Source organism: Maribacter sedimenticola, assembly GCF_900188415.1.
Lineage (GTDB): Bacteria > Bacteroidota > Bacteroidia > Flavobacteriales > Flavobacteriaceae > Maribacter > Maribacter sedimenticola.
This window is the reverse complement of record NZ_FZNV01000002.1, coordinates 675,861-702,182: the sequence shown is the minus strand read 5'-3', so window position 1 is coordinate 702,182 and position 26,322 is coordinate 675,861. Positions and strand designations below refer to the sequence as shown.

27 protein-coding genes are annotated in these 26,322 nt (G+C 38.0%); 16 read left to right on the top strand and 11 right to left on the bottom strand.

The window, feature by feature from the left end; all coding sequences use genetic code 11:
- Positions 1-30 precede the first annotated feature (30 nt).
- The gene (locus tag CHB68_RS08150) at positions 31-795 is read left to right on the top strand and encodes an alpha/beta hydrolase (RefSeq protein WP_179213164.1); all 765 of its coding nucleotides are present in this window, start codon (positions 31-33) and stop codon (positions 793-795) included.
- A gap of 67 nt (positions 796-862) precedes the next feature.
- Here CHB68_RS08150 and CHB68_RS08145 read toward each other — a convergent pair whose 3' ends face one another.
- The 3 genes from CHB68_RS08145 to CHB68_RS08135 all read right to left on the bottom strand — a co-directional run bounded on the left by CHB68_RS08145 (position 863) and on the right by CHB68_RS08135 (position 3,597).
- Complete coding sequence (locus CHB68_RS08145) at positions 863-2,260, bottom strand: NAD-dependent succinate-semialdehyde dehydrogenase (protein WP_089260349.1); 1,398 nt, start codon at positions 2,258-2,260, stop codon at positions 863-865.
- A 19-nt stretch (positions 2,261-2,279) separates the two neighbouring features.
- On the bottom strand, positions 2,280-3,020 hold the full coding sequence (locus CHB68_RS08140) for an SDR family oxidoreductase (RefSeq protein ID WP_089260348.1): 741 nt from the start codon (positions 3,018-3,020) through the stop codon (positions 2,280-2,282).
- Between the two features lie 208 nt (positions 3,021-3,228).
- The gene (locus tag CHB68_RS08135; RefSeq protein WP_089260347.1) at positions 3,229-3,597 is read right to left on the bottom strand and encodes a winged helix-turn-helix transcriptional regulator; all 369 of its coding nucleotides are present in this window, start codon (positions 3,595-3,597) and stop codon (positions 3,229-3,231) included.
- A 234-nt stretch (positions 3,598-3,831) separates the two neighbouring features.
- Between CHB68_RS08135 and CHB68_RS08130 the strand changes: the two genes are divergently transcribed.
- From CHB68_RS08130 to CHB68_RS18785, 7 genes are all read left to right on the top strand, one after another.
- Positions 3,832-4,506 carry an NAD(P)H-dependent oxidoreductase gene (locus CHB68_RS08130; protein ID WP_089260346.1) on the top strand — a complete coding sequence of 225 codons (675 nt, stop codon included), beginning with the start codon at positions 3,832-3,834 and terminating at the stop codon, positions 4,504-4,506.
- Positions 4,507-4,511: 5 nt separating this feature from the next.
- Complete coding sequence (locus CHB68_RS08125) at positions 4,512-5,345, top strand: DUF4437 domain-containing protein (protein ID WP_089260345.1); 834 nt, start codon at positions 4,512-4,514, stop codon at positions 5,343-5,345.
- A gap of 89 nt (positions 5,346-5,434) precedes the next feature.
- Complete coding sequence (locus CHB68_RS18550) at positions 5,435-5,572, top strand: hypothetical protein (RefSeq protein ID WP_179213163.1); 138 nt, start codon at positions 5,435-5,437, stop codon at positions 5,570-5,572.
- Between the two features lie 136 nt (positions 5,573-5,708).
- On the top strand, positions 5,709-6,332 hold the full coding sequence (locus CHB68_RS08120) for a MarC family protein (protein WP_089260344.1): 624 nt from the start codon (positions 5,709-5,711) through the stop codon (positions 6,330-6,332).
- Between the two features lie 30 nt (positions 6,333-6,362).
- Positions 6,363-6,896: an NAD(P)H-dependent oxidoreductase gene (locus tag CHB68_RS08115; protein ID WP_089260343.1), complete on the top strand. Its 534-nt coding sequence runs from the start codon at positions 6,363-6,365 to the stop codon at positions 6,894-6,896.
- A gap of 49 nt (positions 6,897-6,945) precedes the next feature.
- Complete coding sequence (locus tag CHB68_RS08110) at positions 6,946-8,844, top strand: monovalent cation:proton antiporter-2 (CPA2) family protein (RefSeq protein WP_089260342.1); 1,899 nt, start codon at positions 6,946-6,948, stop codon at positions 8,842-8,844.
- 186 nt (positions 8,845-9,030) lie between these two features.
- Positions 9,031-9,153: a hypothetical protein gene (locus tag CHB68_RS18785; RefSeq protein WP_262494232.1), complete on the top strand. Its 123-nt coding sequence runs from the start codon at positions 9,031-9,033 to the stop codon at positions 9,151-9,153.
- Between the two features lie 32 nt (positions 9,154-9,185).
- Here CHB68_RS18785 and CHB68_RS08105 read toward each other — a convergent pair whose 3' ends face one another.
- The 6 genes from CHB68_RS08105 to CHB68_RS08080 form a co-directional block, all read right to left on the bottom strand.
- Positions 9,186-9,797, bottom strand: coding sequence for a DEAD/DEAH box helicase (locus CHB68_RS08105; protein ID WP_089260341.1), 612 nt, complete (start codon positions 9,795-9,797; stop codon positions 9,186-9,188).
- A 114-nt stretch (positions 9,798-9,911) separates the two neighbouring features.
- Positions 9,912-10,811, bottom strand: coding sequence for a DMT family transporter (locus tag CHB68_RS08100; protein WP_089260340.1), 900 nt, complete (start codon positions 10,809-10,811; stop codon positions 9,912-9,914).
- 130 nt (positions 10,812-10,941) lie between these two features.
- Entirely contained in the window at positions 10,942-12,102 is a 1,161-nt protein-coding gene (locus CHB68_RS08095; RefSeq protein ID WP_089260339.1) for an iron-containing alcohol dehydrogenase, read from the bottom strand.
- A gap of 32 nt (positions 12,103-12,134) precedes the next feature.
- The gene (locus tag CHB68_RS08090; protein ID WP_089260338.1) at positions 12,135-12,767 is read right to left on the bottom strand and encodes a nitroreductase family protein; all 633 of its coding nucleotides are present in this window, start codon (positions 12,765-12,767) and stop codon (positions 12,135-12,137) included.
- A gap of 9 nt (positions 12,768-12,776) precedes the next feature.
- Positions 12,777-13,442 carry an NAD(P)H-binding protein gene (locus CHB68_RS08085; RefSeq protein ID WP_089260337.1) on the bottom strand — a complete coding sequence of 222 codons (666 nt, stop codon included), beginning with the start codon at positions 13,440-13,442 and terminating at the stop codon, positions 12,777-12,779.
- A 1-nt stretch (position 13,443) separates the two neighbouring features.
- Positions 13,444-14,028, bottom strand: coding sequence for a TetR/AcrR family transcriptional regulator (locus CHB68_RS08080; protein ID WP_089260336.1), 585 nt, complete (start codon positions 14,026-14,028; stop codon positions 13,444-13,446).
- Between the two features lie 292 nt (positions 14,029-14,320).
- Here CHB68_RS08080 and CHB68_RS08075 point away from each other — a divergent pair, with 292 nt between their 5' ends.
- Positions 14,321-15,535, top strand: coding sequence for a patatin-like phospholipase family protein (locus tag CHB68_RS08075; protein WP_179213162.1), 1,215 nt, complete (start codon positions 14,321-14,323; stop codon positions 15,533-15,535).
- Positions 15,536-15,554: 19 nt separating this feature from the next.
- Here the strand turns inward: CHB68_RS08075 and CHB68_RS08070 are convergent, their stop codons facing one another.
- Positions 15,555-17,573, bottom strand: coding sequence for an aceric acid hydrolase (locus CHB68_RS08070; protein ID WP_089260334.1), 2,019 nt, complete (start codon positions 17,571-17,573; stop codon positions 15,555-15,557).
- A 374-nt stretch (positions 17,574-17,947) separates the two neighbouring features.
- Between CHB68_RS08070 and CHB68_RS08065 the strand changes: the two genes are divergently transcribed.
- The gene (locus tag CHB68_RS08065; RefSeq protein ID WP_089260333.1) at positions 17,948-18,955 is read left to right on the top strand and encodes an LLM class flavin-dependent oxidoreductase; all 1,008 of its coding nucleotides are present in this window, start codon (positions 17,948-17,950) and stop codon (positions 18,953-18,955) included.
- 214 nt (positions 18,956-19,169) lie between these two features.
- The gene (locus CHB68_RS08060) at positions 19,170-20,489 is read left to right on the top strand and encodes a sensor histidine kinase (RefSeq protein ID WP_089260332.1); all 1,320 of its coding nucleotides are present in this window, start codon (positions 19,170-19,172) and stop codon (positions 20,487-20,489) included.
- Between the two features lie 54 nt (positions 20,490-20,543).
- Here CHB68_RS08060 and CHB68_RS08055 read toward each other — a convergent pair whose 3' ends face one another.
- Positions 20,544-21,458: a helix-turn-helix domain-containing protein gene (locus CHB68_RS08055; RefSeq protein ID WP_089260331.1), complete on the bottom strand. Its 915-nt coding sequence runs from the start codon at positions 21,456-21,458 to the stop codon at positions 20,544-20,546.
- A gap of 155 nt (positions 21,459-21,613) precedes the next feature.
- Between CHB68_RS08055 and CHB68_RS08050 the strand changes: the two genes are divergently transcribed.
- From CHB68_RS08050 to CHB68_RS08030, 5 genes are all read left to right on the top strand, one after another.
- The gene (locus CHB68_RS08050) at positions 21,614-22,393 is read left to right on the top strand and encodes a hypothetical protein (protein WP_089260330.1); all 780 of its coding nucleotides are present in this window, start codon (positions 21,614-21,616) and stop codon (positions 22,391-22,393) included.
- Positions 22,394-22,417: 24 nt separating this feature from the next.
- A complete protein-coding gene (locus CHB68_RS08045; RefSeq protein WP_089260329.1) occupies positions 22,418-22,876 on the top strand; it encodes a nuclear transport factor 2 family protein in 459 nt (152 codons plus the stop codon).
- Positions 22,877-22,886: 10 nt separating this feature from the next.
- Positions 22,887-23,333 carry a nuclear transport factor 2 family protein gene (locus CHB68_RS08040; RefSeq protein WP_089260328.1) on the top strand — a complete coding sequence of 149 codons (447 nt, stop codon included), beginning with the start codon at positions 22,887-22,889 and terminating at the stop codon, positions 23,331-23,333.
- Positions 23,334-23,568: 235 nt separating this feature from the next.
- Positions 23,569-24,036 carry a (2Fe-2S)-binding protein gene (locus tag CHB68_RS08035; protein WP_089260327.1) on the top strand — a complete coding sequence of 156 codons (468 nt, stop codon included), beginning with the start codon at positions 23,569-23,571 and terminating at the stop codon, positions 24,034-24,036.
- Between the two features lie 5 nt (positions 24,037-24,041).
- Positions 24,042-26,309, top strand: coding sequence for a xanthine dehydrogenase family protein molybdopterin-binding subunit (locus tag CHB68_RS08030; protein WP_089260326.1), 2,268 nt, complete (start codon positions 24,042-24,044; stop codon positions 26,307-26,309).
- Positions 26,310-26,322: the final 13 nt, after the last annotated feature.

Here is a 26,322-nt window from a genome sequence, read left to right as displayed (position 1 = left end):
TTTTACCATGGAACAATTTATATGATAATTATGTTTACTGATTGTATCGCTTTTACTCATTTAAAACAGCAGATAAATGGTAGTAGGTTTACCCCAAAAACAAGATTACGGCATCCGGTATTGCTAGTGCATGGTTTTGGATCAAACAGAATTGGGGTGGGCCGTTCATTTATAAACCTTGCCCAACATTTATATGATAATGGTTTTGAAGTATATTCCTTTGACCGGTTGGGTCATGGTGAAAGTGAAGGGTGCTTTGAACAGATTTCCGTTTATGATGAAATTGAGCAATTACACGCCATGGTAGATTATGTTTTAAGCAAGTATAATAGAAAAGTGCATGTACTGGGCCATTCCTTAGGGGGTATGGAGGCTGCAAAATTGGCCGCACAACGACCGGACGTAATAGCATCTTTGACATTATGGGCACCAGCTGCGGTGTTTGCCCATGAAATTGCGGAGCAGGGGGTCATTCAAGGAAAATCAATTGAAGGAGCAGCGGAAAAGGGTTATTTTGATTTTAAAGGTCAAAAATTAGGTTACAAATTTATTGAAGAGGCCAAGGGGTTTAAACCGTATGAAGGATTGGATAATTATGACCAACCTGTATTTATCCATCAGGGAGAAAAGGATGATGTGGTACCTATGGAATATGCTAAAAAATATGTGGCGTGCTGGAAGGGAAACAGTAAATTATATACGTATAAAAATGCTGACCATGGCTGGAATGTACTTGAAGAAAGGGAGTCTTTAATACACCGAACGGTGACTGACCTGCTTGACCTTCAATACTGATAAGCACCCAATAATTTATAAAAAAAGCACCCGAAAGGGTGCTTTTACTTTACGCTGAATTTTAGAATCAATCTTCTGAAATCATTATGGATTTTACATTGACAAATTCCTTCATACCAAAACCGCCATGTTCACGACCGTAACCGGAGTCTTTAACCCCACCAAACGGCATAGCTGGCTCCGCTAAACCAAAAGAGTTGATAAAGATCATACCGGTATCAAAGTGTTGTTCTGCCAACTTTATCGCTTTATCAACATCTTTGGAAAAAATACCGCCACCCAATCCAAATCGGCTATCATTTGCAATTCTCATGGCATCCTCGTCATCCTTGGCCTTGATCAAGGAAGCTACGGGGCCAAAAAGCTCTTCGTCGTAAGCAGGTTGACCAGGTGATACTTGGTCCAAGACCGTTGCAGGATAATAATACCCATCACCATCCATTAATTCACCGCCACATAATAATCGTGCTCCTTTTTCTATACTTTTCAATACTTGCTCATGGATGGTTTCACGTAAATCCTTTCTCGCCATAGGACCCAGTTCCGTATCTTCTGCAGTGGGGTCCCCAATGGTTAAGGCTTTCATAGCTTTAACAAATTCTTCCTTGAACTTATCATATACTTTCTCCGTAGCAATAAATCTTTTGGCAGCAATACAGGTTTCTCCATTATTATAGATTCTACCTTTAACACTCTTTTCCACAGCTGTGGCTATATCGGCATCGTCCAAAATTAAATACGCATCGTTACTACCCAACTCCAATACGGATTTTTTCAAATTTTTACCAGCAAGTTCACCAACCTTTTCACCAGCACCGGAACTACCCGTTAAGGTTACACCACGTACCAATTCGTGGTCTATTATGGTATTCGATTGGTCATGGTCAATTACCATTACATTGAACAAACCGTCTGGCAATCCTGCCGTATCAAAAATGGATTTTAATAATAATGCAGTACCGGTTACATTAGACGCATGTTTTAGCAAAATACTGTTCCCTGCCATTAAGTTAGCTATGGTATACCTAATTACCTGATAACTTGGATAGTTCCATGGCATGATACCGTAAATGATTCCAATTGGGGAATATGTGACAATGCCCTTTCCGCCATTGGAAAGCTCACGTTCCTCTTTTTGAAATACCTTAGGAGCATTAGCGGCGGAGTAATCGCAAATAGCGGTACATAGATCTACCTCTTGTTTACTTTGTTTTAAAAGCTTACCCATTTCTTTGGTCATCAGCTCGGCAAGGTCAGCCTTATAATTCTGTAGTTCCTTACCAATATTTTCAATAACCTTTCCGCGTTCCTCTACACTTTTGGTTCGCCATTGTAAAAATGCTTTATGGGATTGTTGAATGGACTGTTCTACTTCGTCATCTGTCATATAGGAATAGGTAGTCAATTCCTTACCCGTGGTTGGATCAATTGTTTTAAATGTTGTTCTTTTTGTTGTCGTAGACATATTCTTTTTCTTTAATGATTTATTGTTGTTCGCTAGGCACTAAATACACATCGTTGATGTTTACTCGTGCAGGTTGCGACAACGCATAATAAATGGCGTCTGCGATATCCTCTGCTTCCAAAGTTTCCATTTGTTGCATTTCCTTCATTTTCTCTTTGATATCGTCATCGGTAATAGTATCGGTTAGATTAGTTGCAACGGCTCCCGGTTCTATTGAAGTTATATTGATTCCATATTTAGGGGCCAATTCTTGCCGTAATCCTTCAGAAAACATTTTTACGGCTACTTTCGTTGCACAGTAGACCGCTCCACCTGGAAAATAGCGATGTGCAGCCATGGATGAGATGTTAATGATATGTCCGCCTTTATTCTTCTTAAGTTCTGGCAGTACCGCTGCAACACCGTTCAAAACACCCTTTATATTGACATCAACCATTTTATTCCATTCCTCTGTCTTTAATTTTTCAACAAAGGATAGCGGCATTAGTCCCGCATTATTGATCAAAACGTTTACAGTGCCAAAAGTGGTTTTAGCTTTTGAAACCACTTTCTCAAAATCTTCCATTTTGGTTACATCACCGGAAACCACCAATGCTTCCCCGCCTTTTTCCTCAATATTGGATTTTAAATCATTTAATTCATCCTCGCTTCTGGCCATCAATACCACTTTGGCTCCGTGAGCAGCCAATTTATGTGCCGTAGCTTTGCCAATTCCACTAGAAGCTCCTGTTACTATTATTACACTATTTTCTATTTTCATTACTCATATTTTTTGATTCCTGAGCAAGATAATAGCACTGAATAAGTATGATTGACTAGTTTACCACTAGCATTGACCTATTTGCAAATAGAGGATAGAATTATTGCTTTTGAGCTAAAAAAAAAGAAGGTTGAAATAAATAAAAGGGGTTGCAGAAATAGGATAATAGTTTATTGTTAAGTAAACATTATTAAAACTAGATAAGTTTTTATTCGATTACCTCTCCTTTTTTCGCGGCAACAATTTTTCCCCACTCAGCAATAGATGTCAATACCGGAGCCAAACTCTCTCCAAAAGGAGTTAATTGATATTCCACCTTTAATGGAGGTTTTTTGGTATAAACATGTCGCGTAATCAATCCATCCTCTTCTAACTTCTTAAGCTGTAAACTCAAGGTGCGCTCAGTAATTGTTGAAATTAATTTATAGAGTTCATTATAGCGTTTCTTTCCATTCAACAAATAAATCAGAATAACACTCTTCCATTTACCACCAATTAATTCCATAGCAATACTGGTAGTACATGAAAACATTTTATCATTATACTTAATCAGGCGCTTTTTATGTTCAATTTCCATGACTACTGAATTTATATTTCAAAATTAGCGAACTATAATATAGCATACAACTATACTTTTTATAGTTTATTTAACTTTTTATAATTAGTTAACAATCAGTTATTTATAAGTTTCCAATTCTTAAATGAAAGTACTATCATTTTTGACCGTTATTGCAAGTTCTAAATAGCTATCCTACTTTTGAACTATACTTTTGATAGTATGTATTCAATTATTTAATAAAAGGTTACAAACATGAAAATACCAAACATTGCAAAAGAAGACATCCTAAACGCTTTTAATTACAGACACGCTACTAAGGAATTTGATGCTAGCAAAACCATTTCTGATGCCGATATGAAATTTATCTTAAAGACGGCCCATTTATCGCCTAGTTCATTTGGTTTTGAGCCCTGGCATTTTGTAGTGGTCCAAGATAAAGAGTTACGCGAATTATTAAAACCTGTAGCTTGGGGCGCGCCTTTAAAATTAGATACTGCCAGCCACTTTGTTTTAGGTTTGGCAATGAAAGCCCCTATGGTAAAGCACAACGCGCCTTATATTGAACATATGATGAAAGAGGTAAAACAAATGCCTGCCGAAGTTATAGAAATGTACTCTAAATTTTATAGGGAATTTCAGGAGCGCGATTTTAACCTGGATACGGATAAGAAGTTGTTCGACTGGTCTTCTAAGCAAACCTATATAGCATTGGGTAATATGATGACATCAGCAGCATTAACGGGCATAGACTCTTGCCCCATTGAAGGGTTTCATCAAGAAAAAGCAGAGGCTTTATTACAAGAGAAATTTGGAATTGACACCAATAAATACGGACTAGCTTTTATGGCAGCCTTTGGATATAGAAAAGCAAACCCAGAGTTTCCAAAATCTAGAAGAAATTTTGAAGACATTGTAACTTGGAAGTAAACACAATGAAAACATCATTTACAATACTATTTATACTTATAGTTAGTGTTATCTCATTGGCACAAACACCAACAACAGACAATATTAAGTCTGTAAACGAAGTAGTTACCGCAGATAATGTAGAATGGGGTTGGTTAAATCCATTACGAGGCGATAAGAGTCCGGCTGCAGGTGAACTTTGGGGAGACCGTACAAAAAACGAACCAGCAGGGTTTTTAGTGAAATTCAAAAAAGGTTTTTCATCACCTCCACACATTCACAACATAACTTATAGAGGTGTTGTAATTAAAGGTTTGTTGCACAATGATGATGAAAATGCCGAGAAACAATGGCTTCCGGCAGGTTCTTATTGGCAACAGCCAGCAGGCGAAGCGCATATTACTGCTGCTGACGGTGAAGAAAATATGGCGTTTTTAGATATTCAAGAAGGTCCGTATTTGGTAAAACCAACATCTAAAGCTTTTGATAATGGCGAAAGACCTGTAAATGTTGACAAAACAAACTTGGTCTGGTTAAACGCTAATGACATCCGGTGGGTTGCTGAAAAGAGTAATGTGCAAACTGCCTTTTTATGGGGAAGTCATCAAAAAAATCAGCTACGTGCCGCACTTTTAAAATTGCCAGCAGGTTTCAAGGGAAGTATCAAAAACTTAAGTCCCAATTTTAGGGCTGTAGTTATCTCTGGCAAGGTAACCCACCAATATTCTAAAAAAGAGGCTAAAAATGTCTTAGAACCAGGTTCTTATTTTGGAGCTAAAGAAAATGCTGAGCCTTTGTTGGATACAGATACAGAAACGGTTATTTACATCCGCTCTAATGGGGATTTTGAAGTGAAATAAACCATAAGAATTGTTATGAAAAGGAAAGATAGGTAAGACAAGTAGGTATTTCCCCTAAAAAAGGAGTTGACATTCTGTACAATTTAAGTATGACAGATTTAGCAAAATCAGGTGAGTATTTTGATAATGACCGTGGTGGATATAACAAAGCTCATGCAGATGCTTATAATGCTTCCAAAATAGAAGAATTAATACAAATTACCGACCGTTTTTTTCCTAACATATAATTTTGGCTTTGCTTTATAATTCTAATGTACCGTAGCTCACAAAATTCAAGTAATTTTGCTTTTTTAAAAAAATATTGGAGAAGTTGCTATTTTTAAACGTTCGCTTTATTTTTTTAGATAGCTAATTTCTTATCTAATGGATGATTTAATAACCTTTTCTATTACCGTATTTACTGGTTTTTTTGCCATTACCAACCCTATATCCAATATGACGGTATTCCTGTCGCTTACCCAAGGAGCGGATAACAGGACCAAACAGGATATCAATAAAAGAGCCAATATCATAGCGTTCATAATTGTTTTGGTATTCGTTCTTTTGGGCAAGTTTATTTTTGAGCTGTTCAACATTAGTATTCCTGCATTTAAGATAACCGGGGGTATTTTAATATTTTATATTGGGTTTGATATGCTTCAATCCAAACAATCCAGTATTAAGAGTATTAAAAATGTGCATATTGATGAGAATATAGCGGTATCCCCGTTGGCTATACCCATTTTGGCCGGTCCGGGAACTATTGTTACTTCAATGAACTTTGTCTCCAACGTAGAACCCGTACAGATTATAATTGTGATTGCAATTTTCGGGTTTATGAGCTTACTTACCTATTTTACGTTTAGGCTCAGTAATCTGATCGTACGGCTTGTTGGCTATAATGTTATATCCGTAATTGGTAAGATTATGGGATTGATCATTGCCATCATAGGCACAGGTATGATCATTGAAGGTATTAAACTTTCGTTTGATTTGATTACAAACTAAATATCAGACCATATCCATATACATTTGACCATGAAAAAAGTGCTGGTTTTATTCGCTCATCCAAAGTATGAAAAATCCAGGGCAAACCAAGTTCTAATAAATGCCATTGCAAAAAAAGAGGGGGTTACTTTTCATGATCTATATGAAATATATCCGGATTTCCATATAGATGTAGACGCGGAAAAAAAATTATTGGAAGCACATGATGTCATTATTTGGCATCATCCTATGTATTGGTACAGTTGTCCTCCTTTATTAAAACAGTGGATAGATATGGTGCTCGAGTTCAACTGGGCATATGGACCCAAGGGTAAGGCTTTACAGGATAAACTATGTTTAAATGCAATAACTACGGGTGGCTCCAAAGAACTGTACTGTTCCCAAGGAAGTAACAGTTATACCATCAATGAATTTTTAAGACCTTTTGAACAAACGGCCAATTTATGCCTCATGAAGTATCAAAAGCCTTTTGCGGTAATGGGCACCTACAAATTGACCAATGAAGAACTAGATGGTTATGGGGCCGCTTATAACGCGCTAATAGATAGTTTACAGCAATTTTAATATACCTGTTCTGGACGGTATAAAAGTTAATAGTTTAAATTAAATCAATATGACGGGAAGTATACTTTTTGATGCCATAGTTTTTTTACTTGGTGCCATAATTTGCGTTTCGGTTGCCAAAAAATTAGGGCTTAGTTCCGTACTGGGATATCTTATGGCTGGAGTGTTGATAGGACCATACGTATTGGGGTTCATTGGGGAAGAAGGCGAGGATATTCTTCACTTTGCGGAATTTGGGGTGGTAGTCATGCTTTTTTTGATCGGTCTGGAAATTGAACCTAGGAATTTTTGGAATATGCGTAAGACCATTGCCGGGATGGGCGGCTTGCAGGTGGCAGGTACTCTATTGATAACGTATTTCTTCTTTTATGCCATAGGTTTTGATTGGAAAGTATCTTTAGTGGTGGCCATGGCCGTAGCACTTTCCTCCACAGCAATAGCCATGCAAACCATTAAGGAAAAAGGGCTTATGGAAACAACTTTTGGCACCTCTGCCTTTTCCATATTATTGTTTCAGGATATAATTGTGATATTTATGTTGGGGGCACTTCCCCTGTTATCCAATTCGGAAACTGAGGTAGTTGCCGGAACTCATGAAACATCGGGTAATTTATTGGATAGCCTGCCATTGGGTTATCAAACCTTGGCGATTATTTTATCGGTCGTATTGATTATTGTAGCCGGTAGGTATTTGATCGTTCCCATGTTGCGTAAAGTAGCGCAGACCGGAGTACGCGAATTACTGATTGCCTCTGCGCTGCTCATTGTATTCAGTATATCCTTTTTAATGGAATATGTTGGCCTATCGCCAGCATTAGGAGCATTTTTGGGTGGCGTTGTATTGTCCAATAGCGAATATAAGCACGAGTTGGAAAGCACGTTGGAACCTTTTAAGAACCTGTTACTTGGACTGTTCTTTATTGCCGTTGGTGCATCTATAAATTTTGTGGTCATTGCTAAAATCCCGTTCACCATTGGAGGAATATTGATTTCCGTAATCCTTATTAAGGCATTGGTCTTATGGATAACCGCCAGGGTTTTTAGTCTAAAGCTGGACCAGAAGTTGCTATTAACCTTTAGTTTGGCACAAATAGGGGAGTTTGCCTTTGTACTCTTGTCCTTTGCCTTTCAATTAAATATCCTTGACCAAGAGCAAATGGATATTATGTTGGTCATTACCGCACTGACCATGACTTTGACCCCAATAATCAGTATTATCAATGAACGATTCATATTACCAAAAATTGGTACTAAAGAATCTATTAAACGCCCAATGGACCATATAGCAAAATCTCAAAATGTCATTTTGGTTGGGTTTGGACATTTTGGAAGTACTGTGGGCCGCTTTTTAAGATCTCATGGTATTGAAGCGACCATACTTGACCAAGATTCCAATAGAGTAGATTTTCTTCGTAAAATGGGGTTTGAAGTCTATTATGGGGATGCCACACGTATTGATCTTTTGGAATCTGCCGGTATTGCACAAGCTAAGATTTTAATTTGTGCCATAGACAATCCGGGGGTTACCAAAGAAGTTACCAAGTTAGTCAAGGAAAAATACCCGCATGTTGAATTAATGATACGTGCTAAAAACAGATATGATGCCTATGAACTTTTGAATATGGGTATAGAAAACATTTATAGGGAATCATTGGATACATCACTGGCCCTGGCCAAGGATGTACTTAGTAAATTGGGCTTTAGAAAATATACCTTGAATAGGCAAGTACAAAATTTCATCAAGTATGATGAAAGCAGTTTACGTAGATTGGCATCTGAACCCAAACAAGATGAAAATTATATTTTTAAGGCAAGGAAGGAACTTGAGGAGCAGGAAAAATTACTAAATGCAGATTTTGAAAGAGGCGTAGTGGCCTATGATAATCACTGGGATAGTGAACAGATCAGAAAAGCCTTGGATAAAAGCAATCCAAATTCCACTTCCTAAATTTCCGCTATGTTCCCATTACTATGCAATCCCTTAATTTTAGGTTAATTTGAATTTCTGTTTCTTAGAAATTCTTTAAATTGTAATATATTCTTAAAAATTGTGGTCATTTATCGAATGTTGGCCATTTCATACACTAAATAAAATAGTAGTACCGTTATAATAATATCACTAAAAAAATTTAGCATGAAGATTATAGCCAATAGAATTCATTTATTCACCAGTATTTTAATGTTGGTTATAACATCTTGTGCCAAAGGAATTGATGTTTTGGATGAGCTACACACCAATAATTCAGTACAGGAATAGAATATAGAGTTCCTGTTTACCAATTCAATAGCTTATAATTTTACCTTTCTGGCCCTTTCCATAAAATGGTCCTCAAAACGTTGAAGCATCGTATTCATCTGTTCTGCATACAGCACATATTGACATTTAAAAATACTTTGGGATATGGCCAACATGGCATTGTATTCCGATTTCTGTTTTAGGAACTCTCCATCATCAATACTACAAATTTGTAATTGTGATGTGCTCACCCCGTTCAACAAGAATAGTTTGTGCAAATTGGTAGGCGTTGTGATCAATACATCTATTCCCTCAAATATTTCAGATTTTTGAATATCCACATGTAGCTCCTTATATCCCATGTATACCCTAACATCCGTATATTTTACATACTCTTGAAACGCATCGTGCATTTCAATGACCCGTTCCTTATCCTCCACCAAGACCAACGCCCTGGGCGCATTACCTAACGCGCTACACTTTATTTTATGTAGGGTAGTGAGAATCAAAGTAGTTGTTTTACCGCTACCGTTTGGTGCAATACAGTAGACATTGGCTCCACTTTTTATAACAGGTATACCTTTTTCTTGGAACGGTGTAGGCCCTTCAACTTTAAGTCGCTCTAATGCTTCTTTAAGATGTGGATGTAATTTTTTAAATGACATAATTCAACAATTACTACTTTTAAATAAAGGAGATTCTGTTTGCAAATATACAGACTACCATGGGAGTACCTAAACTAATGAACTATTAAAGAGTCTTGGAAAAACAACCATACCTTATGCATATAGAATGAGAAAAACCCCTAACATGATTCCGGTTAGCGGCACTAATTTCTTACGCTTATTCTGTTCTTTAAAGATAAAACCTCCTACTACTACAGCTATTAAAATCTGACTGCGCTTTATAGCGGATAATAGCATGATCAACGCATCTGGATCCTGTAATGCCTTAAAATAAAAGTAATCTGCCACTTGTAACAAAATACCCACCAAAGGTATGGACCACCGCCATTTAAACGCTTTTCTCTTTTCGGCATATGGAAACCACATAACAGATAAGATGAGAAGCAAAATAAGTACGGTATAAAAACAGAACCAAAATTGCAATGTCTGTGGATTTAAGGTTAAGCTTTGTATTAAAAACTTATCGTAAAGTCCGCTGGATGCTCCTAAAAAGGTAGCCCCAATTATGGCAAATATCCACTTGTTCCGCTTAAAATGGATTCCTTCTTTCTTTCCTATTCTGGAGTAAAGTAATACAGAGAATATAATGAGAAAAAAACCTATCCATTGATAAAAATTAGGCTTTTCCTGATAAATGGTAATGGCTCCTATAAAGGTAAAAAATGGTCCGGCCGAACGTATAGGTGTTACAATGGTTATGGGTAAATGTTTTAAAGCTTGGTACGCCAATAGCCATGATGCAGCCATAATCATTGATTTAATCAAGATGTAACCATGGGTCTTCCAAGATATATCGGTAATATATAACTGAATGCCCATCATATAATCCCTATAAAAATGAGAACCAATGTAGAAGGGGAGGAGTAACAAAAATCCTGCGGATATGGTTCCCAATAACACGGGAAACACCTCATTTCCTTGTACCGCATGCTTCTTGCATAAATTATGCAAGCCTAAAAACAATGCCGCCAAAAGACCTAGGTACATCCACATAACGGCTGCGAAGATATTGGTTTTTTAACAATACCACCTACTAAGAATTATCGTCCGGATTTAGAGAAAGTCCCCAATACAAAAAGGCTTCCTTATCGGAAACCTTTTTGTATCATTTACAGAAAATTACTTAATATGCCATTTTCACGATCTTTTCAACCTTATCCGGGGAGAGGTCTTGATGTTCTCCCAATCCATTCCAACCACGATCGGTAAATCGTTTTGAAATCTCTTCGGCAGTACCTTCATATTTTTCGGTATAATCAGATAATTTTGTGGCTATCCCAAGTTGTTTAAAAAAAGCTTCTGTCTTTTCAATGGCCGCATAAGCTTTATCATCCTGACTGCCTTCCGTAATATTCCATACGCGCTCACCATATTGTGCTAATTTTGCCTTTTTAGCTTCAAAGTTATATTTATAGTGGCTTGGAACTACAATGGCCAATGTACGTGCATGGTCTATACCGAATAATGCCGTTAGTTCATGGCCCATCATATGTACTGCCCAATCCCCAGGAACTCCTTTTTGGATCAACCCATTAAGCGCCATTGTACAACTCCACATAAAATCTGCCGCAGGCTTATAGTCAGATGGATTTTCCAATACTTTTGGTGCAACCTCAATAAGTGTCTGCAAAATACTTTCCGCAAACCTGTCCTGTAAAGTTGCTTCAATAGGGTAGGTCATATATTGCTCCAAGACATGTGTAAAAGCGTCCGTTATACCATTGGCCAATTGCCTCTCCGGTATTGAACGTATTACCTGTGGATCTAATATTGAAAATTCCGGAAACAATCCTGGTCCGCCCATAGCCAATTTTTCCTTGGTTGACGCCCTAGTAATTACTGCTCCTGAATTCATTTCTGAACCTGTAGCCGGTAAGGTCAATACGGTACCAAAAGGCATTCCCTTTTGGGTCCTAATATTCTTTGTCAATATATCCCAAGGCGTATCGCCATCATATACTGCTGCTGCAGAAAGAAACTTGGTTCCATCAATTACGGAACCTCCGCCCACGGCCAATAGATAGGTAATATGTTGTTCCTTGATAATCTTTAGGGCATCCATCAAAACATCATATTCTGGATTTGCGGGAATACCTCCAAATTCAACCACTTCTACATTGGACAATGCATTACTTACTTGCTCGTAAATTCCATTTTTTTTAATGCTTCCGCCCCCATATAAAAACAGGACCTTTGCATTTTCAGGAATTTCATTTTCCAACTTTTTTATCGTGTCCTTACCAAAAATAATTTTGGTAGGATTCTTAAATTCAAAATTGTTCATCTCTTTTCTAGTTTATAGCGTTTTTAAATAATTTACTGTATTACAGTTACCAATTCTTCCATTGGTTTTCTAACTTTTTCTAAATTGACCAACCAGTCCTCGCTCTCGTTTCTGTACCCTATAGGCAATAAGACCGTACTACGCAATCCTTTATCTCTCAACCCTAAAATCTTATCTACGGCATCCGGTTCAAAACCTTCTACGGGAGTTGCATCTACCCCTTCAAAAGCCGCTGCACTTATAGATTGGGAAAAAGCTATATAGGCTTGCTTTGCAGCATGGTTAAAATTTTCCTCTTCACTTTTTTGAGGGTAGGACCCCAGTAGCATTTGACGGTAATTTTCCCAACCTTCATTTTTAAATCCCCTTATATCATTGGTTAGATCAAACATATAGTTTATTCTATCTGCCGTATAGGTATCCCAAGCGGCAAACACCAGTAAGTGCGAACAATCTGTAATAACGGATTGATTCCATGCTACCGCCCTTATCTCTTCCTTGACCTGTTGCTTCTTTACTACAATAATTTCAAAGGGTTGTAATCCGCTGGAAGTGGGGGCCAATCGTGCAGCTTCCAAAATACGCTCAATCTTTTCTTCTGCAACTTTTTCGCCATTCATTGCTTTTGCCGCGTATCTCCAATTTAATTTATCCAATAATTCCATAAACTCCTTTTAATTTTTTTTTGCTAATTGTTTAATATCGTTCGATGTAATAATTACCGCCGCATGACTGGAAGCATTTGCCAAATTGATCATTGCTTGGGCTATCTCCTCTGCCTGGATAATCTTATATTTTTTTAAAGGCCCAACAAATAAAGGCTCTAAGACCTTAAATATCTTGATACCTATTTTTTCCATGGTACGTTGTTCATCACGGTCGCCATCAATAAGTGAAGGTCTTAATATGGAGGTGTACCTAATTTCCTGTTTTAGCACCCCTTGTTCCATTTCACCTTTGGTCCTGTTGTAAAAGATGCGACTATCCCTATCCGCACCCATTGCGGATATGACCAAAAATTTCTTTATATCATTTTGACTAGAGAGTTGAGCGGCGGTTACAGGAATACCCATATCTATTTTACGATAAAGTTCCTTGTCCGGTGTTTTATTGGTCGTTGTACCAATACAGCAGTAAACCTCATCGGCCGTAAAATGATTTTTGAACTTTTCCAACTGAAGGACATCGCCAATATGCTGCTCTACCTTATTGGAAAGCCCTTCTATCCTAGACCTTGAAAATAATTTTATAGTACCGTAACGGTCGTCCCGTTCTAGTTTTTGCAGTAAGATACCACCTGTTAAACCTGTAGCTCCTAAAATTATGGCTGTTTTCTTCATTTTATCGATTGATTTTGATACTGCTCCACGCTGCTTGAAAAGCTTCCTCTAGCTCTTGGGGCCCAATTTTGATAGCTCCTCTATTTTCAACAAGCATTAAGAACGATAACGGATTAATGGAATAAGCGTATAGTAGATAATCTGAAATAGGTTTGATGATACCTTCAGCCTTACCACGTGCCCATAGGTCCAATAGAGGTTGTAAGTGCTTAATGCCTTCACGTCTACTGGGTTCATCGATCATGGGGGTATTATCGCACTGTGCCAAGAACATGGCATCGGCGACTTCCTTTAACTTAAAATCTGCAATACGTTTCCAAATAACCTCAAATCCTTCTTCGACGGACATAGTTTCCCTATATGTTTCAAAGGCATACGCGGTATATCTAGATTTTACCTCAATATAAGTTTTGTTCACCAAGTCCTGCTTATTATCAAAATAAAGATAGATCGTAGCTGGAGATACATTGGCCATTTTAGCAATCTTGCTCATTGGAGTAGCATGAAAACCGTCATTGTTAACCAGTTCAATTGTTGCCTCTATAAGTGCATTTCTTTTATCGATACTTTTCTGAAGTGCTGCCATAATTCCTAAACTAGATTACAAATATATTAAAAATGAACGTTCATTCTTTTTTATTAACACAACTTTATATTCAATCATATTCGGTAGGGGGGGGGTAGATTTTTATATGAAGTTCAATTAAAAAGTGACCATTCATCGAAAAAACAATACTTCCTCATATATTCTAAGGTTCTTCTATAATGGTTTTTAAAATGCTATCGTTAAATTTAATGCATACAATCAAGGTAGTTCCCCCTCCTTTATCGTTTTGATCAAGTGCCATCATCAAATGGGCTTTAATACATTATTAAAAATGTTTAAAATCTTATCCCTAGACGGCGGTGGAAGTTGGGCAATAATTCAACTGTTGACCTTAAAAGACCGCTACGGTAATATTAAAGGACATGATCTTTTACAGAAATTTGATTTGGTTATTGCCAATTCCGGCGGCAGTATAGTCCTTGCCGCTTTAGCCGAAAATTATACGCTAAATGAAGCCATTGCACTTTTCAAGTTAAAAGAGAACAGAACGCTCATTTTTCATAAAAACACATTTGCAGACCGCTTTTTTCCGGTAGATTATCTACGCTTAATTGGTATAGGATTTGGACCTAAATACAGTTCAAAAAAGAAAAAGGAAGCTTTTGAACACCTATTTCCGAATATTGATAAGTTGCAGATGTCGGAATTGCCTTTGGCCATTGGCAAAGCGTCCCTAAAATTGGTAGTATGCACCTATGACGCATTGAACAACCGTGCAAAATTTTTTAAATCCTATATAGGCGGCGAACACGGCCATGATTCGGTCAGGCTTACCCAAGCCATTAACGGCTCATCTAACGCACCGGTACAATATTTTGATTTTCCTGCCAGGTTTAAGGCCAAGGACAGTGAGATATTTTATGAGCTGTGGGATGGTGCATTGGGCGGATTCAATAATCCAGTATTATCCGGTATTATTGAAGCCTACAAATTGGGAATTGAACTAAAAAATATAAGGGTGGTTTCCCTAGGGACCAGCAATAGCTTAATGTCCCTTCATGACAAGACCAAATTTTGGAATTGGAAACAAACGGCCCAGCAATTCAGGAGAAAAAAACTACATTTTTTTAAACTGGGACATCAATTAAAGTTTTTCCAAGCTACCGTATTCAATCAGGCAAAGACAATTTTATATCAACCGCCCGATACTGCTAATTATATTGCCATGATGTTCTTAAGGGCAACTACTGGGCAAACGCCAAAAGATAACATGATACGTTTATCCCCTTTGATTCATTTTGACCAGCAAACACCAACAGAGGTAATCCCCCTTATTGAAAAACTATATCAATTGGATATGGATGTGACCAAAGATGAGGAAGTACTTACTTTATTGGAATGTTACGAAGCCTGGAAAAACGGACATATCTATAATCAACCTATAGAATTTAAGGTTGAACGAAATAATGATCTGCTGTGCATTGAAGGAGATAAACAATACAAAACAGGTATGGATAGGTGGCGAACTTGGGAGAACACAGCATGATAAAACAATCAACAATGTTTTAATAGGGCATCCATACCGTCATTTCCCGTTGCAAGCGGTTGCCCCAAGCAAAGTATGGTATTAACATGATATCTACTTTTCTATCATGTAAGGAGAGCGGCTTGTACAACCTATTGTCCCAATTGCCAGATTGTATATTGGCCTTAGCCTTAATGCCCAGAATCTTTCTCTGATCAACTGTAAATTCCTTAAGCTCAAATTCAGATTTTATATCCAATGCCAGGGTGTTGATATCCACTTGTTCCATAACATCATCGGTTTCCAAACAGTATACCAATGGGCCCCGCTTAACAGCTATTTGATTTTTGGTCTCTTCAACCAAAGGGTTGGCCATCATTAATTGAACCGGCATGGGCAAGTTCAATTCAATTATATCTCCCTTTTTCCATGACATAGAAACTTTCGTATATGTACCAGGTGCTGAAACGGGTAACCTTTCTTTATAATTATACACTATGGTTGCCTCATTGCTCCATCCAGGTATCCTAAAATGAATAGGATAATCGCCCTTTGGTGCGTTAAGGATCTTTATAACAATTTTACCGTCCCAAGGGTATTTGCTTTGTTGCTCCAAGACTAAGGATTCATTTGTTAAAATTATAGTATCCAGATTGTTACTTCCATACAAATGAATATATAGGCCTTCTGAAGATACGCTATAGGCATAATTGCTCACCTGGGCCAGCGTACGCGTTACATTAGGTGCGCAACAATTGGATAGTGATATATACCCTTCGCGCTTAGAGCCCCAACGTTGTTCAAAAGGCATTTTGGTAGAGACATTCAACGGGTTGTTATAACAGAATTCCTTTCCCTTTAAACTAATTCCGGAAAGTACACTATTGTACAACGCCAATTCCATAACGTCCGCATATTTGACCGCTGCGGTTAACTGTAACATTCTATAGTTCCATAGAACATTTCCTATATTGGCACAGGTTTCAGTATGTGCAGTGGCGTTGGGCAACTGATAGGGTCTCCCGTAGGCTTGGTGTATTTTTTGAATTTGTGAAGGATTGTATACCGTACCATCCGGTGATACTCCGTCATACAAGGAACCACAGCCTCCGGTAATGTACATTTTACGATACGCAACATCTTCCCAAATGGATTCAAGATTCTCCATTAGTTTGGCTTCCCCGGTTTCCGCATATAAATCTGCAATACCTGCATATAAATAATTGGCCCTTACCGCGTGACCCATTGCGGTGGTCTGTTCCCTAAATGGTATTCTGTCCTGGTTATCATCGGTACCATCTTCCGTAGTACCCCTTATATCGATTAGATTATTGGCCAGTTCCAAATAACGAGGGTCCTTTACCGTTCTGTACATTTCTATTATACCCATATAATGAGACGGACAAATGGCATTTCTGGCCAATTCCGGTGATGCTTTTTTATAAAAGTCATATAAAAATTCGGCCACGCCCTTAGCTACATCCAAAAAATTACTTTTGCCCGTTGCACGATAATGAACACATGCGGCGGTCATTAGATGTCCCATATTATATTTTTCAAAACCCAATTGTTTTTGAAGTTCTTCCGGACCTAATGTGCCCCATCGTTGTTCTATCAATACCGGTGTATTTAAATAACCGTCTGATCGCTGTGCCTTTGCCAATAATGCAATTGCTTCATCCATTTGACGATCTAAACGTTCATCTTTTGTTATGGCAAATGCGGCTGCCATGCCTTCCAATATTTTATAGAAATCACCATCATGAAAGGACGGGCCACTATGCTTTCCTTTTTCTATACCGGCCGCAATCCTAAAATTGGCATACGCGTGGGTAATGGAATCGTTCCTGTAGAGATCCCACATATAGGGAAGGGTATGTTCGGTTTCTATCATAAATTGTTCCTTCCAAAACCCACCTGTCCATTGAACGTCATCAAGATCAACACTCTTTAATCGTGTGTATGGACTGTTTTTATTGGCCACCAAACCATTATTCTGTGAGCATAGTGGCGTATAAGCCACCACAAAAATTAAAGTAAACTTGAGCAACCTTGACATAATATTTGTTTAAACGGGTTCTTTACTGAATAACTAGTGATTGTTAATTGGCACGAATAGTATTTTTGAAATGCTTTGAAACGTTAGCAAATTTTATTTAAATATAACAATCGGCACTTATCAAATATAATAAAAGTGTTATAAATACACCTATCTATTAATCCATACTAACTGTATCAAATATTATTGGATAATTGTCCTAAAGAGCATCATAATTACCAACTGCATTTATGTGATTACCTCTTGTAAGGTTTAAACATTGTGGACGACAAATTGCATCGTTCACTTTTAACCCAAGGATAAAATGTAGGGTGAACAATGCTTAGCACCGGACTTTAAAAGTGAATATTTACAAATGGTACAGAATTTAAAAAATGAAAAAAACTACATATTCCATCTTAGATCTTGCATTAGTATCCAAAGACCTTACACTGCAGCAGACATTTGACAACAGTCTAAAATTGGCGCAACATGCAGAACGTTATGGGTATTCGCGTTATTGGTTGGCAGAGCATCACAATTCCCCAAATATTGGGAGTAGTGCTACCTCTATTTTAATAGGGTATATTGCCCAGGGGACCAAAACCATACGCGTGGGATCTGGAGGAATCATGCTGCCCAACCATTCTCCATTGATCGTTGCGGAACAGTTTGGCACGTTGGCTTCGCTTTATCCCAACCGAATAGATTTGGGACTGGGCAGGGCACCGGGAACGGATAGGGAAACCGCAATGGCCATCCGTACAGATTTTATGCAGGCGGCACAATCCTTTCCAACGGAACTGCAAAAAATTCAGACTTATTTCTCTAAGGAGAATGCGAATGCTAAAATACGTGCTACAGTGGCAGAAGGCACACATGTCCCTATCTATATTTTGGGTTCTAGTACGGACAGTGCGCATTTAGCGGCCCATAAAGGACTTCCGTATGCTTTTGCCAGCCATTTTGCAACAACACATTTATGGAATGCCATGGAAATCTATCGCACGGAATTTCAGCCTTCCAAAGAATTAGCGCAACCATACATGATAGCCGGAATAAACTGTATCATTGCAGATACCGATGAAGAGGCGGAACGTCTATATACATCGTTGATACGCATGATCGTTGGTATTTTTACCGGTAAGCGTGATTTTGTGCAACCACCTACTGAAATGACCGATGAGTTAAGGGATATCGTTCAAAATCCTCAAGTTCACCAAATGCTTAAATACTCCTTTGTAGGTAGTAAAGAGACGGTTAAAAACCAGGTGCAGGAATTTTTAAAGCAAAGCCAGGTAGATGAGCTTATTGCCGTTACCAATATTTACGACATTAACGCTAAAATACGCTCCTATGAGCTTTTTGCCGAAATCATGCAGGAGCTTAACAGTGGGCAGTAATTATTTATTTTAGGGAAATTGCACCTAATCAAATATACCGAAATCGTAATAGCTGTCATTAGATTCTCCAGTATGGGAGATTGAATTACTTTATGTCATATAAGTTTTTAAAAAACACTATTTTTAAAGTATGTATTAAGGTTTACCTATGCATTTTAAAAATGTTTCTCACATTTAACGTTGTAAATCTTAGTAGTTGAATAATACATCGAATATGGACAAGACACGTAAAGTTTCGCCTCTAGTGCAAAATTCAATTGCAAATTTAAATCCGTTGGAGAAGGATTCCATTATTGAAAGGCAACTGCGTTTTCAAGAGTTATTGATCAGTATCTCTACCACATATATCAATTCAGATTTATCGGATATTGATAAGTTGATTCGCGAATCGCTGCAACAAATAGGGGAATTTGTTGAATCTGACAGAAGTTATATTTTTTCCTATGATTTGGTCAACAATACCACTTCTAACACCTATGAATGGTGTGCCAAGGATATAGAACCTGAAATTGAAAATCTACAGAACGTTCCCATAGATTTTATTCCGCAATGGGTTGAAGCTCATAAGAACGGTGAGGCATTTTTTGTGGAAGATGTAAGTCAGTTGCCAGAAGATGGGGAATTAGGTCTACGTGCGGTTTTAGAGCCACAGGGAATTAAAAGTCTAATTACTATACCTAAAATTAAAAACAAAGAATTAATAGGTTTTATTGGGTTTGATTCTGTGCGGAAAATCAATAAATACAACGACCTTGAAAAGGAAATACTCTTTGTTTTTGCGAACATGCTCGTCAATGTTATACAACGTAAGGAAAATGAGGAGCGTATTAAGGAACAGGAACAAAAGAAAGAGGAACTATTGCAATACCTTTCTCGCCAAAACGAGGAACTGAACGAGTATGCCCATGTTGTATCACACGATTTAAAAGCTCCGCTTATCAACATAAGTACCTTGATCAGTTGGTTTATGGACGATAATCAAGAAGTTTTGGATGAAGGTGCCATGGCGCCCTTGCATCAAGTGATGTTCAATGTGGAAAAAATGGATTTTCTGATCAAGGGTATTTTAAATTATTCCACTATAGACCGATTGGAGAGTGATGATAAACATATTGATTTCAACATTATTGTGGACGAAGTTGTTCAGACTTTAATGGTACCAGAACATATAAAAATTGAGGTCCAAAAAAATCTACCTCACATTTACGGTAATACCTGGAGGTTTAAACAGATATTTCAAAATCTTATTCAGAACGCTATTGATTATAGCGACAAGCCACAAGGAAAAATTAATATTGGTATGGAAGAAAAGGATAATGAGTTTGAATTTTATGTCAAGGATAATGGGGTAGGTATCAAATCTACATATTATGACCGTATTTTTAAGGTGTTTACAAAATTGGAAAGTACAGGCTCTTCTTCGGGCATTGGACTTTCCATTGTCAAAAAAATTGTCACTTATTACAAGGGTAATATCTGGATAGAGAGCAAGGAAGGAGAGGGTAGTACCTTTTTCTTTACCATTCCTAAATAAAACCAATTAACAGCGGCAAACTTCAAAAGTAAAATTGGTCAAAGTGAACATTTATTAATTAATGGACGCCCTAAACTCCTTGGGGGAATACCCTACTTTTTGTTTAAACAAGCGACTAAAATGTTGGGGATATTTAAACCCCAATTCATAAGCTATTTCACTTACGGTTTTGTTAGGGTCAAAGACTTTCTCCTTTGCAACCTCAATAAGTTTGCCCTGTATATATTCTTGAGCTGATTTTCCGGTTTCCTTTTTGACCAAATCACCAAAGTAATTGGAAGACAAATGCAGTTGATCCGCAAAATATCCTACCGATGGTAATCCATTTGTTTTTGGCTTATCCGATGAAAAATAACCGCTAAGAAGATTATCGAACTTTTCTAAGGTTCCTTTGTTAACCACTTCTCGTGTAATGAATTGACGGTCATAAAAACGAAGGCAGTAATCTAAAAACAACTCAATATTGGTCACGATCAGTTTCTTACTGTGTTTATCTATCGGTAATTCCAATTCAAACTGGATTTTATCCAATAAACTTAAAATCACTTTCCGTTCTCTAGCCGATAAATGCAAAGCTTCATTGCTAGAATAGGCAAAGAAATTGAACTCTTGTATTTTTTTGGCCAAGTCGGTACCCAATAATAGGTCTGGGTGAAATAGCAATGCATAGCCTTTTGGTACATAATTAGGGTCGTACCCACCAAATTCAATAGTTTGGTTAGGTGCCATGAAAACCAAAGTACCCTCATCATAATCATAAGAATTACCCCCGTACATTATTTTACAACCCACGGCATCCTTTAAAAAAATGGCATAACACCCATAATGAAAACCATCGTAAGCCCTATTGGAGTATCCGTCCTTGTTTACTTTATCAAAATCTACGATACCTACCAACGGGTGCAACACTTCATAATTTCGCAGTTTAAAATAATCTGCAATGGTTTTAATTTCTAAAATATTCTTCATGGCCCTTTATATTTAAAATAAAGATAACGTATTGATTACCATGTAATCAAACCCAAATCTAAAATTCAGTAATTAGGGTATAAACATCCGTTATTTGGGTATTACCCTGCCTTCTTTCTTAACCTAAATTTGTATCAAAAGTTAAAGTAACTTCCATGAATAACGTAGTAGCAATTACCCTATGTCTTTTTTGTTTTACGGTTTGTGCTCAAAATAATAACGCTGGGGACAACAAATTTTTACATGATTTTAGGGGTACGGCAAGTATTACCCACAATGGCGTTTCATTGGTGCCTTCTTTTTCATTAGGTGACCCGGCTTTGTTGTTCGATTTAAAATTTAGGAAGGACAAGTTAAGTTTTGAACCCGATATGCGCTTTTCATTGGATGCAAAACCATGGACCATGCTTTTTTGGTTTCGATACAAGGCGATTGAAAAAAATAAATTCTCACTTAGAATAGGTGCACATCCTGCTGTCAATTTTAGAACGGTTTCCGTAATTCGTAATGGAACAACAGAGGAACTATTGGAGTCTAGAAGGTACTTGGGTGGGGAAATCGTGCCTAGGTATCAAATTACAAATAAGATTGGGGTAGGCATGTATTATCTGTATGGCCGTGGTTTTGATGCGGGAGTCAAACAAACCAATTTCTTGGTATTGAATACCTCTTTTAATCAAATACAAATTTCAGAGCAGCTTGTAATCAATTTTACGCCCCAAGTATATTATCTTACATCAGACAAATTAACAGGATACTATACATCTGCGTTTTTGACCTTGGCAAAAAAGAATTGTCCTTTTTCGTTAACAGGTGTAGTAAACAAAGGATTAAGAACGCAAATTCTGCCCGATGACGATTTTACATGGAGCGTGTTGTTGAATTATAGTTTTTCATCTAATAAAAGAAGTATCCATAAACAAACTAAAGTTTAATACTAATTAATAAACAATAATATAATGAAAACAAAAATTAAGATTTTCGCCATTCTAATTACCGTTTTAGGAAGTTTCAATGCTTTAGCACAATCCGGAATCGAGGAAGAAATCAAGTCACTTTCAGCATTGAAATGGCAATGGATGGCCGATAAGGATGTAGATAATCTAGAACAGCTATTTCACGAAAAATCCAAATTTGTACATATGAGCGGTTCTTGGAAAAAGGAAAGGGAACTGGAAATTATCAAAACCGGGAGCATTTGGTATAAAAATGCAGAAGTACATGACGTTGCCATAGAAACATTTGGTGACGATACCGCCGTACTTTGGAACCGCATTACGCTTACGGCACATGTAAGGGGAAATGATGTTGAAAATGAATTTACGGTTACGGAATTTTACAAAAAGGAAGGAGAGGATTGGAAATTACTGGACCTGACATTTAGTAGTGTACGGGATACCCACAAAATTGAACACTGAAAAATTTACAATGATAAATAAGCAACTGATTTTAGGTATTCTGATTTCATTTATGTGTATGCACATGGCAATAGCCCAATCGGAAATTGAACAGCAAATTAAGGAATTGTCTACTTTAAAATGGCAGTGGATGGCTGATAAAAATGCTGATAGTCTTGCCGTACTTTTTCATGATAAAGCAAAATTTGTACATATGGGCGGTACCTGGGGTAAAGACCGTGAAGTTGATATTATTAGAGGTGGATTCATTCATTACAAAAAGGCAAAAATTCATGAAGTAATGGTAGAAGTATTGAACGAAAGCACTGCTATCCTTTGGAATGAAATTACATTAGTGGCAGTAGTAGGTCAGAATGAAGTTACTAATCCTTTTATGGTCACGGAAGTATATGTAAAGCAAAATGATAATTGGAAATTAGCTGATTTAACCTTTAGCAAACTACTCGTGCGCGAATAAAAACACTATTAATTATTATGGTAAAAACCGCTTTGATATATGTTTACTCGATAGGGATTATCTTGGTTTTTATTAAAGAAATAAATTTAAATACGAACTCCAAAACAAGATTTAGAAAGTTGATTAGCTCAAAATGAGAGTTTTAACATAGTAGATTTATGATATAATCTTGATTTTCAATATACATAACTAAATAAATCATTAACTTGATATAAACCTAAAATTAGATATCACTATGGCGACATTTTCAATACATATAAATGGAAGTACTAAAAACATAGATGTTGATCCATCTACTCCCATGTTATGGGTGCTTCGTGATCACTTTAATTTGGTAGGTACAAAATTTGGATGTGGCATTGCACAATGTGGCGCATGCACCGTACATCTTGGCGAGAATGCGGTACGCTCTTGCCAATTGCCCATATCAGCCGTGGGAGAACAGCACATTACTACGATAGAGGGACTTTCAGAAAACGGTGATCACCCCGTACAACAGGCGTGGTTGGAAGTGGATGTATACCAATGTGGTTATTGTCAAGCCGGACAAATAATGACCGCTTCGGCGCTATTAAAGAAAAATCCGAATCCTACAGAGGAGGAAATAGAAGGTGCCATGAACGGTAATATTTGTCGCTGTGGCACATATACGAGAATTAAAAAAGCCGTTAAAAAAGCGGCAGAGATTAACCAAAACACCTAATAGCCATGACGCATATAAAGACAAAACAGGGAAGACGTGCATTTATAAAGAATAGTAGCCTTGCCGGTGGCGGACTGGTTCTGGGGTTCAGTTGGTTCAATTCGTGTAAACCAAAGGTAGCAGAGGCGCTGGCCGTAGAAATAGAAATGCCGAAAGAGTGGTACGAAATCAATGGCTATCTAAAAATTGGCGATAATGGAGTGGTTACCATAATGTCTCCCAATCCTGAAATAGGGCAAAATGTAAGAACATCCATGCCCATGATCGTGGCGGACGAATTGGAAGTAGATTGGAAAAATGTGGTCGTTGAACAGGCCGCCCTTAATACCAATCTTTATAGTTGGCAGGTTGCCGGAGGTAGTAGGTCTATCAGTAGTTCTTGGCAAAATTTACGAATGGCAGGGGCAACAGCCCGTCATATGCTCAAGGAGGCCGCCGCAGAGACCTGGCAGGTTCCGGTCGGTGAAGTTACAGCGGTCGGCGGGATTCTTTCACATGAAGCTACGGGTAAATCCGCAGGTTATGGTGAAATGGCTTCCGCAGCGTCTAAGCTAGAGGTACCCGAAGAAATAGAATTAAAAGAGATTAAGGATTTCTCCATAATAGGTACTTCCCGTAAAAATGTGGATGGTAAAAAACTTGTTACCGGAAAGCCCCTTTTCGGCATTGATGTGCAACGTGAAGGTATGTTGATCGCATCGGTGGTACACCCACCGGCATTTGGTATGAAATTAAAATCCTATGATGCCGAATCTATCAAACAAATGCCTGGAATTCGCGATGTATTTACCATCAAACTATATAACGACGATTTCAAAAAAATGGCGTTCCATTTTACCGCATTTAATGAGTTGATCGTAGTAGTGGGCGATAGTACTTGGCAAGTATTTCAAGCTAAAAAGGCATTGAACGTAGAGTGGGAAAACAATCCTGAAGTTACCGATACCATGACTATGTTCGGTAACGACATGAAGGTCACCTTCCCGGCCGGTATGGAAAATTCTGAGGACCATACTGCCAAATTAAAGGATATTACGAGTAGTAAAATCAAGGTGGCCCGTAAAGATGGAAATCCCGAGGCTGCTTTTAAAAATGCTGCTAAAATCATAGAGCGAAGCTATAGTTGTCCTTTCTTGGCGCATAACACCATGGAGCCCATGAATTTCTTTGCCCATGTTACGGATGACCATGCAGAATTGTTGGGGCCCACCCAAACTCCCGAATGGATGGAACCTGCCGTTTCTGAAGTCCTTGGTATTCCATTGGAAAATATCGATATACAAATGACACGCCAAGGTGGTGGGTTCGGACGTAGGTTGTATGGTCATTTTATGGTAGAGGTTGCAGCCATATCCCAGCGTATGAAAGCTCCCGTAAAACTGGTATATACTCGTGAAGATGATATGACACAGGGTATTTACCGCCCGGCATATTATGCCACATATAGAGCAGCTTTTGATACGGATAACAATTTAACCGCTTTTCATGTAAGGGCAGGGGGCATACCGGAAAGTCCACTTTTTGCCAACCGTTTTCCTGCGGGAGCGATTGATAACTACTTGGCCGAGGATTTTACGGTAGATTCAAATATTACCACCGGGGCGTTCCGCGCACCACGATCCAACTTTATTGCCGGTGCGGAGCAGTCCTTCTTAGATGAAATAGCGGAAGAAATGGGTAAGGACCCTATAGATTTCAGGTTGGAACTTTTAAAACGTGCAGCCGAAGATCCCGTAGGAGAAAAGGAATCTAACGATTATGATGCCAATCGCTATGCTGGGGTATTGGAATTGGTGCGTGAAAAATCGAATTGGAAACAGGCTGAACCTGGTGTTCACAGAGGTGTCTCTGCCTATTTCTGCCATCAAAGTTATGTGGCACAAGTATTGGATATTGTAATGGAAAATGATACCCCTGTAGTACATAAAGTAACCGCTGCCATTGATTGTGGTATTGTCGTAAACCCAGATGCCGCTTCCAATTTATCCGAAGGTGGAGTCATTGATGGCATTGGTCATGCCATGTATAGTGGTCTAACGTTTAAAGACGGTATGCCCGAACAAAGCAATTTTGACCGCTATAGATTGATTAGACATAAAGAAGCCCCTAAAAAGATTGAGACATATTTTGTACAAAGCGATATTGACCCTACAGGTATGGGCGAACCGCCCTTTCCGCCAATTATGGGTGCCCTGGCCAATGCGTTGTACAAAGCAACCGGCCAACGCCACTACCATCAACCTTTCATAAAGGAAAAGCAAATTATAGGCTAAACATAATATACCT

Excerpts from the sequence above, each read along its gene's own strand:
- CHB68_RS08150 (WP_179213164.1), top strand. The coding sequence starts at position 31 with ATGTTTACTGATTGTATCGCTTTTACTCATTTAAAACAGCAGATAAAT.
- CHB68_RS08145 (WP_089260349.1), bottom strand. The coding sequence starts at position 2,260 with ATGTCTACGACAACAAAAAGAACAACATTTAAAACAATTGATCCAACC.
- CHB68_RS08140 (WP_089260348.1), bottom strand. The coding sequence starts at position 3,020 with ATGAAAATAGAAAATAGTGTAATAATAGTAACAGGAGCTTCTAGTGGA.
- CHB68_RS08135 (WP_089260347.1), bottom strand. The coding sequence starts at position 3,597 with ATGGAAATTGAACATAAAAAGCGCCTGATTAAGTATAATGATAAAATG.
- CHB68_RS08130 (WP_089260346.1), top strand. The coding sequence starts at position 3,832 with ATGAAAATACCAAACATTGCAAAAGAAGACATCCTAAACGCTTTTAAT.
- CHB68_RS08125 (WP_089260345.1), top strand. The coding sequence starts at position 4,512 with ATGAAAACATCATTTACAATACTATTTATACTTATAGTTAGTGTTATC.
- CHB68_RS18550 (WP_179213163.1), top strand. The coding sequence starts at position 5,435 with ATGACAGATTTAGCAAAATCAGGTGAGTATTTTGATAATGACCGTGGT.
- CHB68_RS08120 (WP_089260344.1), top strand. The coding sequence starts at position 5,709 with ATGGATGATTTAATAACCTTTTCTATTACCGTATTTACTGGTTTTTTT.
- CHB68_RS08115 (WP_089260343.1), top strand. The coding sequence starts at position 6,363 with ATGAAAAAAGTGCTGGTTTTATTCGCTCATCCAAAGTATGAAAAATCC.
- CHB68_RS08110 (WP_089260342.1), top strand. The coding sequence starts at position 6,946 with ATGACGGGAAGTATACTTTTTGATGCCATAGTTTTTTTACTTGGTGCC.
- CHB68_RS18785 (WP_262494232.1), top strand. The coding sequence starts at position 9,031 with ATGAAGATTATAGCCAATAGAATTCATTTATTCACCAGTATTTTAATG.
- CHB68_RS08105 (WP_089260341.1), bottom strand. The coding sequence starts at position 9,797 with ATGTCATTTAAAAAATTACATCCACATCTTAAAGAAGCATTAGAGCGA.
- CHB68_RS08100 (WP_089260340.1), bottom strand. The coding sequence starts at position 10,811 with ATGTGGATGTACCTAGGTCTTTTGGCGGCATTGTTTTTAGGCTTGCAT.
- CHB68_RS08095 (WP_089260339.1), bottom strand. The coding sequence starts at position 12,102 with ATGAACAATTTTGAATTTAAGAATCCTACCAAAATTATTTTTGGTAAG.
- CHB68_RS08090 (WP_089260338.1), bottom strand. The coding sequence starts at position 12,767 with ATGGAATTATTGGATAAATTAAATTGGAGATACGCGGCAAAAGCAATG.
- CHB68_RS08085 (WP_089260337.1), bottom strand. The coding sequence starts at position 13,442 with ATGAAGAAAACAGCCATAATTTTAGGAGCTACAGGTTTAACAGGTGGT.
- CHB68_RS08080 (WP_089260336.1), bottom strand. The coding sequence starts at position 14,028 with ATGGCAGCACTTCAGAAAAGTATCGATAAAAGAAATGCACTTATAGAG.
- CHB68_RS08075 (WP_179213162.1), top strand. The coding sequence starts at position 14,321 with ATGTTTAAAATCTTATCCCTAGACGGCGGTGGAAGTTGGGCAATAATT.
- CHB68_RS08070 (WP_089260334.1), bottom strand. The coding sequence starts at position 17,573 with ATGTCAAGGTTGCTCAAGTTTACTTTAATTTTTGTGGTGGCTTATACG.
- CHB68_RS08065 (WP_089260333.1), top strand. The coding sequence starts at position 17,948 with ATGAAAAAAACTACATATTCCATCTTAGATCTTGCATTAGTATCCAAA.
- CHB68_RS08060 (WP_089260332.1), top strand. The coding sequence starts at position 19,170 with ATGGACAAGACACGTAAAGTTTCGCCTCTAGTGCAAAATTCAATTGCA.
- CHB68_RS08055 (WP_089260331.1), bottom strand. The coding sequence starts at position 21,458 with ATGAAGAATATTTTAGAAATTAAAACCATTGCAGATTATTTTAAACTG.
- CHB68_RS08050 (WP_089260330.1), top strand. The coding sequence starts at position 21,614 with ATGAATAACGTAGTAGCAATTACCCTATGTCTTTTTTGTTTTACGGTT.
- CHB68_RS08045 (WP_089260329.1), top strand. The coding sequence starts at position 22,418 with ATGAAAACAAAAATTAAGATTTTCGCCATTCTAATTACCGTTTTAGGA.
- CHB68_RS08040 (WP_089260328.1), top strand. The coding sequence starts at position 22,887 with ATGATAAATAAGCAACTGATTTTAGGTATTCTGATTTCATTTATGTGT.
- CHB68_RS08035 (WP_089260327.1), top strand. The coding sequence starts at position 23,569 with ATGGCGACATTTTCAATACATATAAATGGAAGTACTAAAAACATAGAT.
- CHB68_RS08030 (WP_089260326.1), top strand. The coding sequence starts at position 24,042 with ATGACGCATATAAAGACAAAACAGGGAAGACGTGCATTTATAAAGAAT.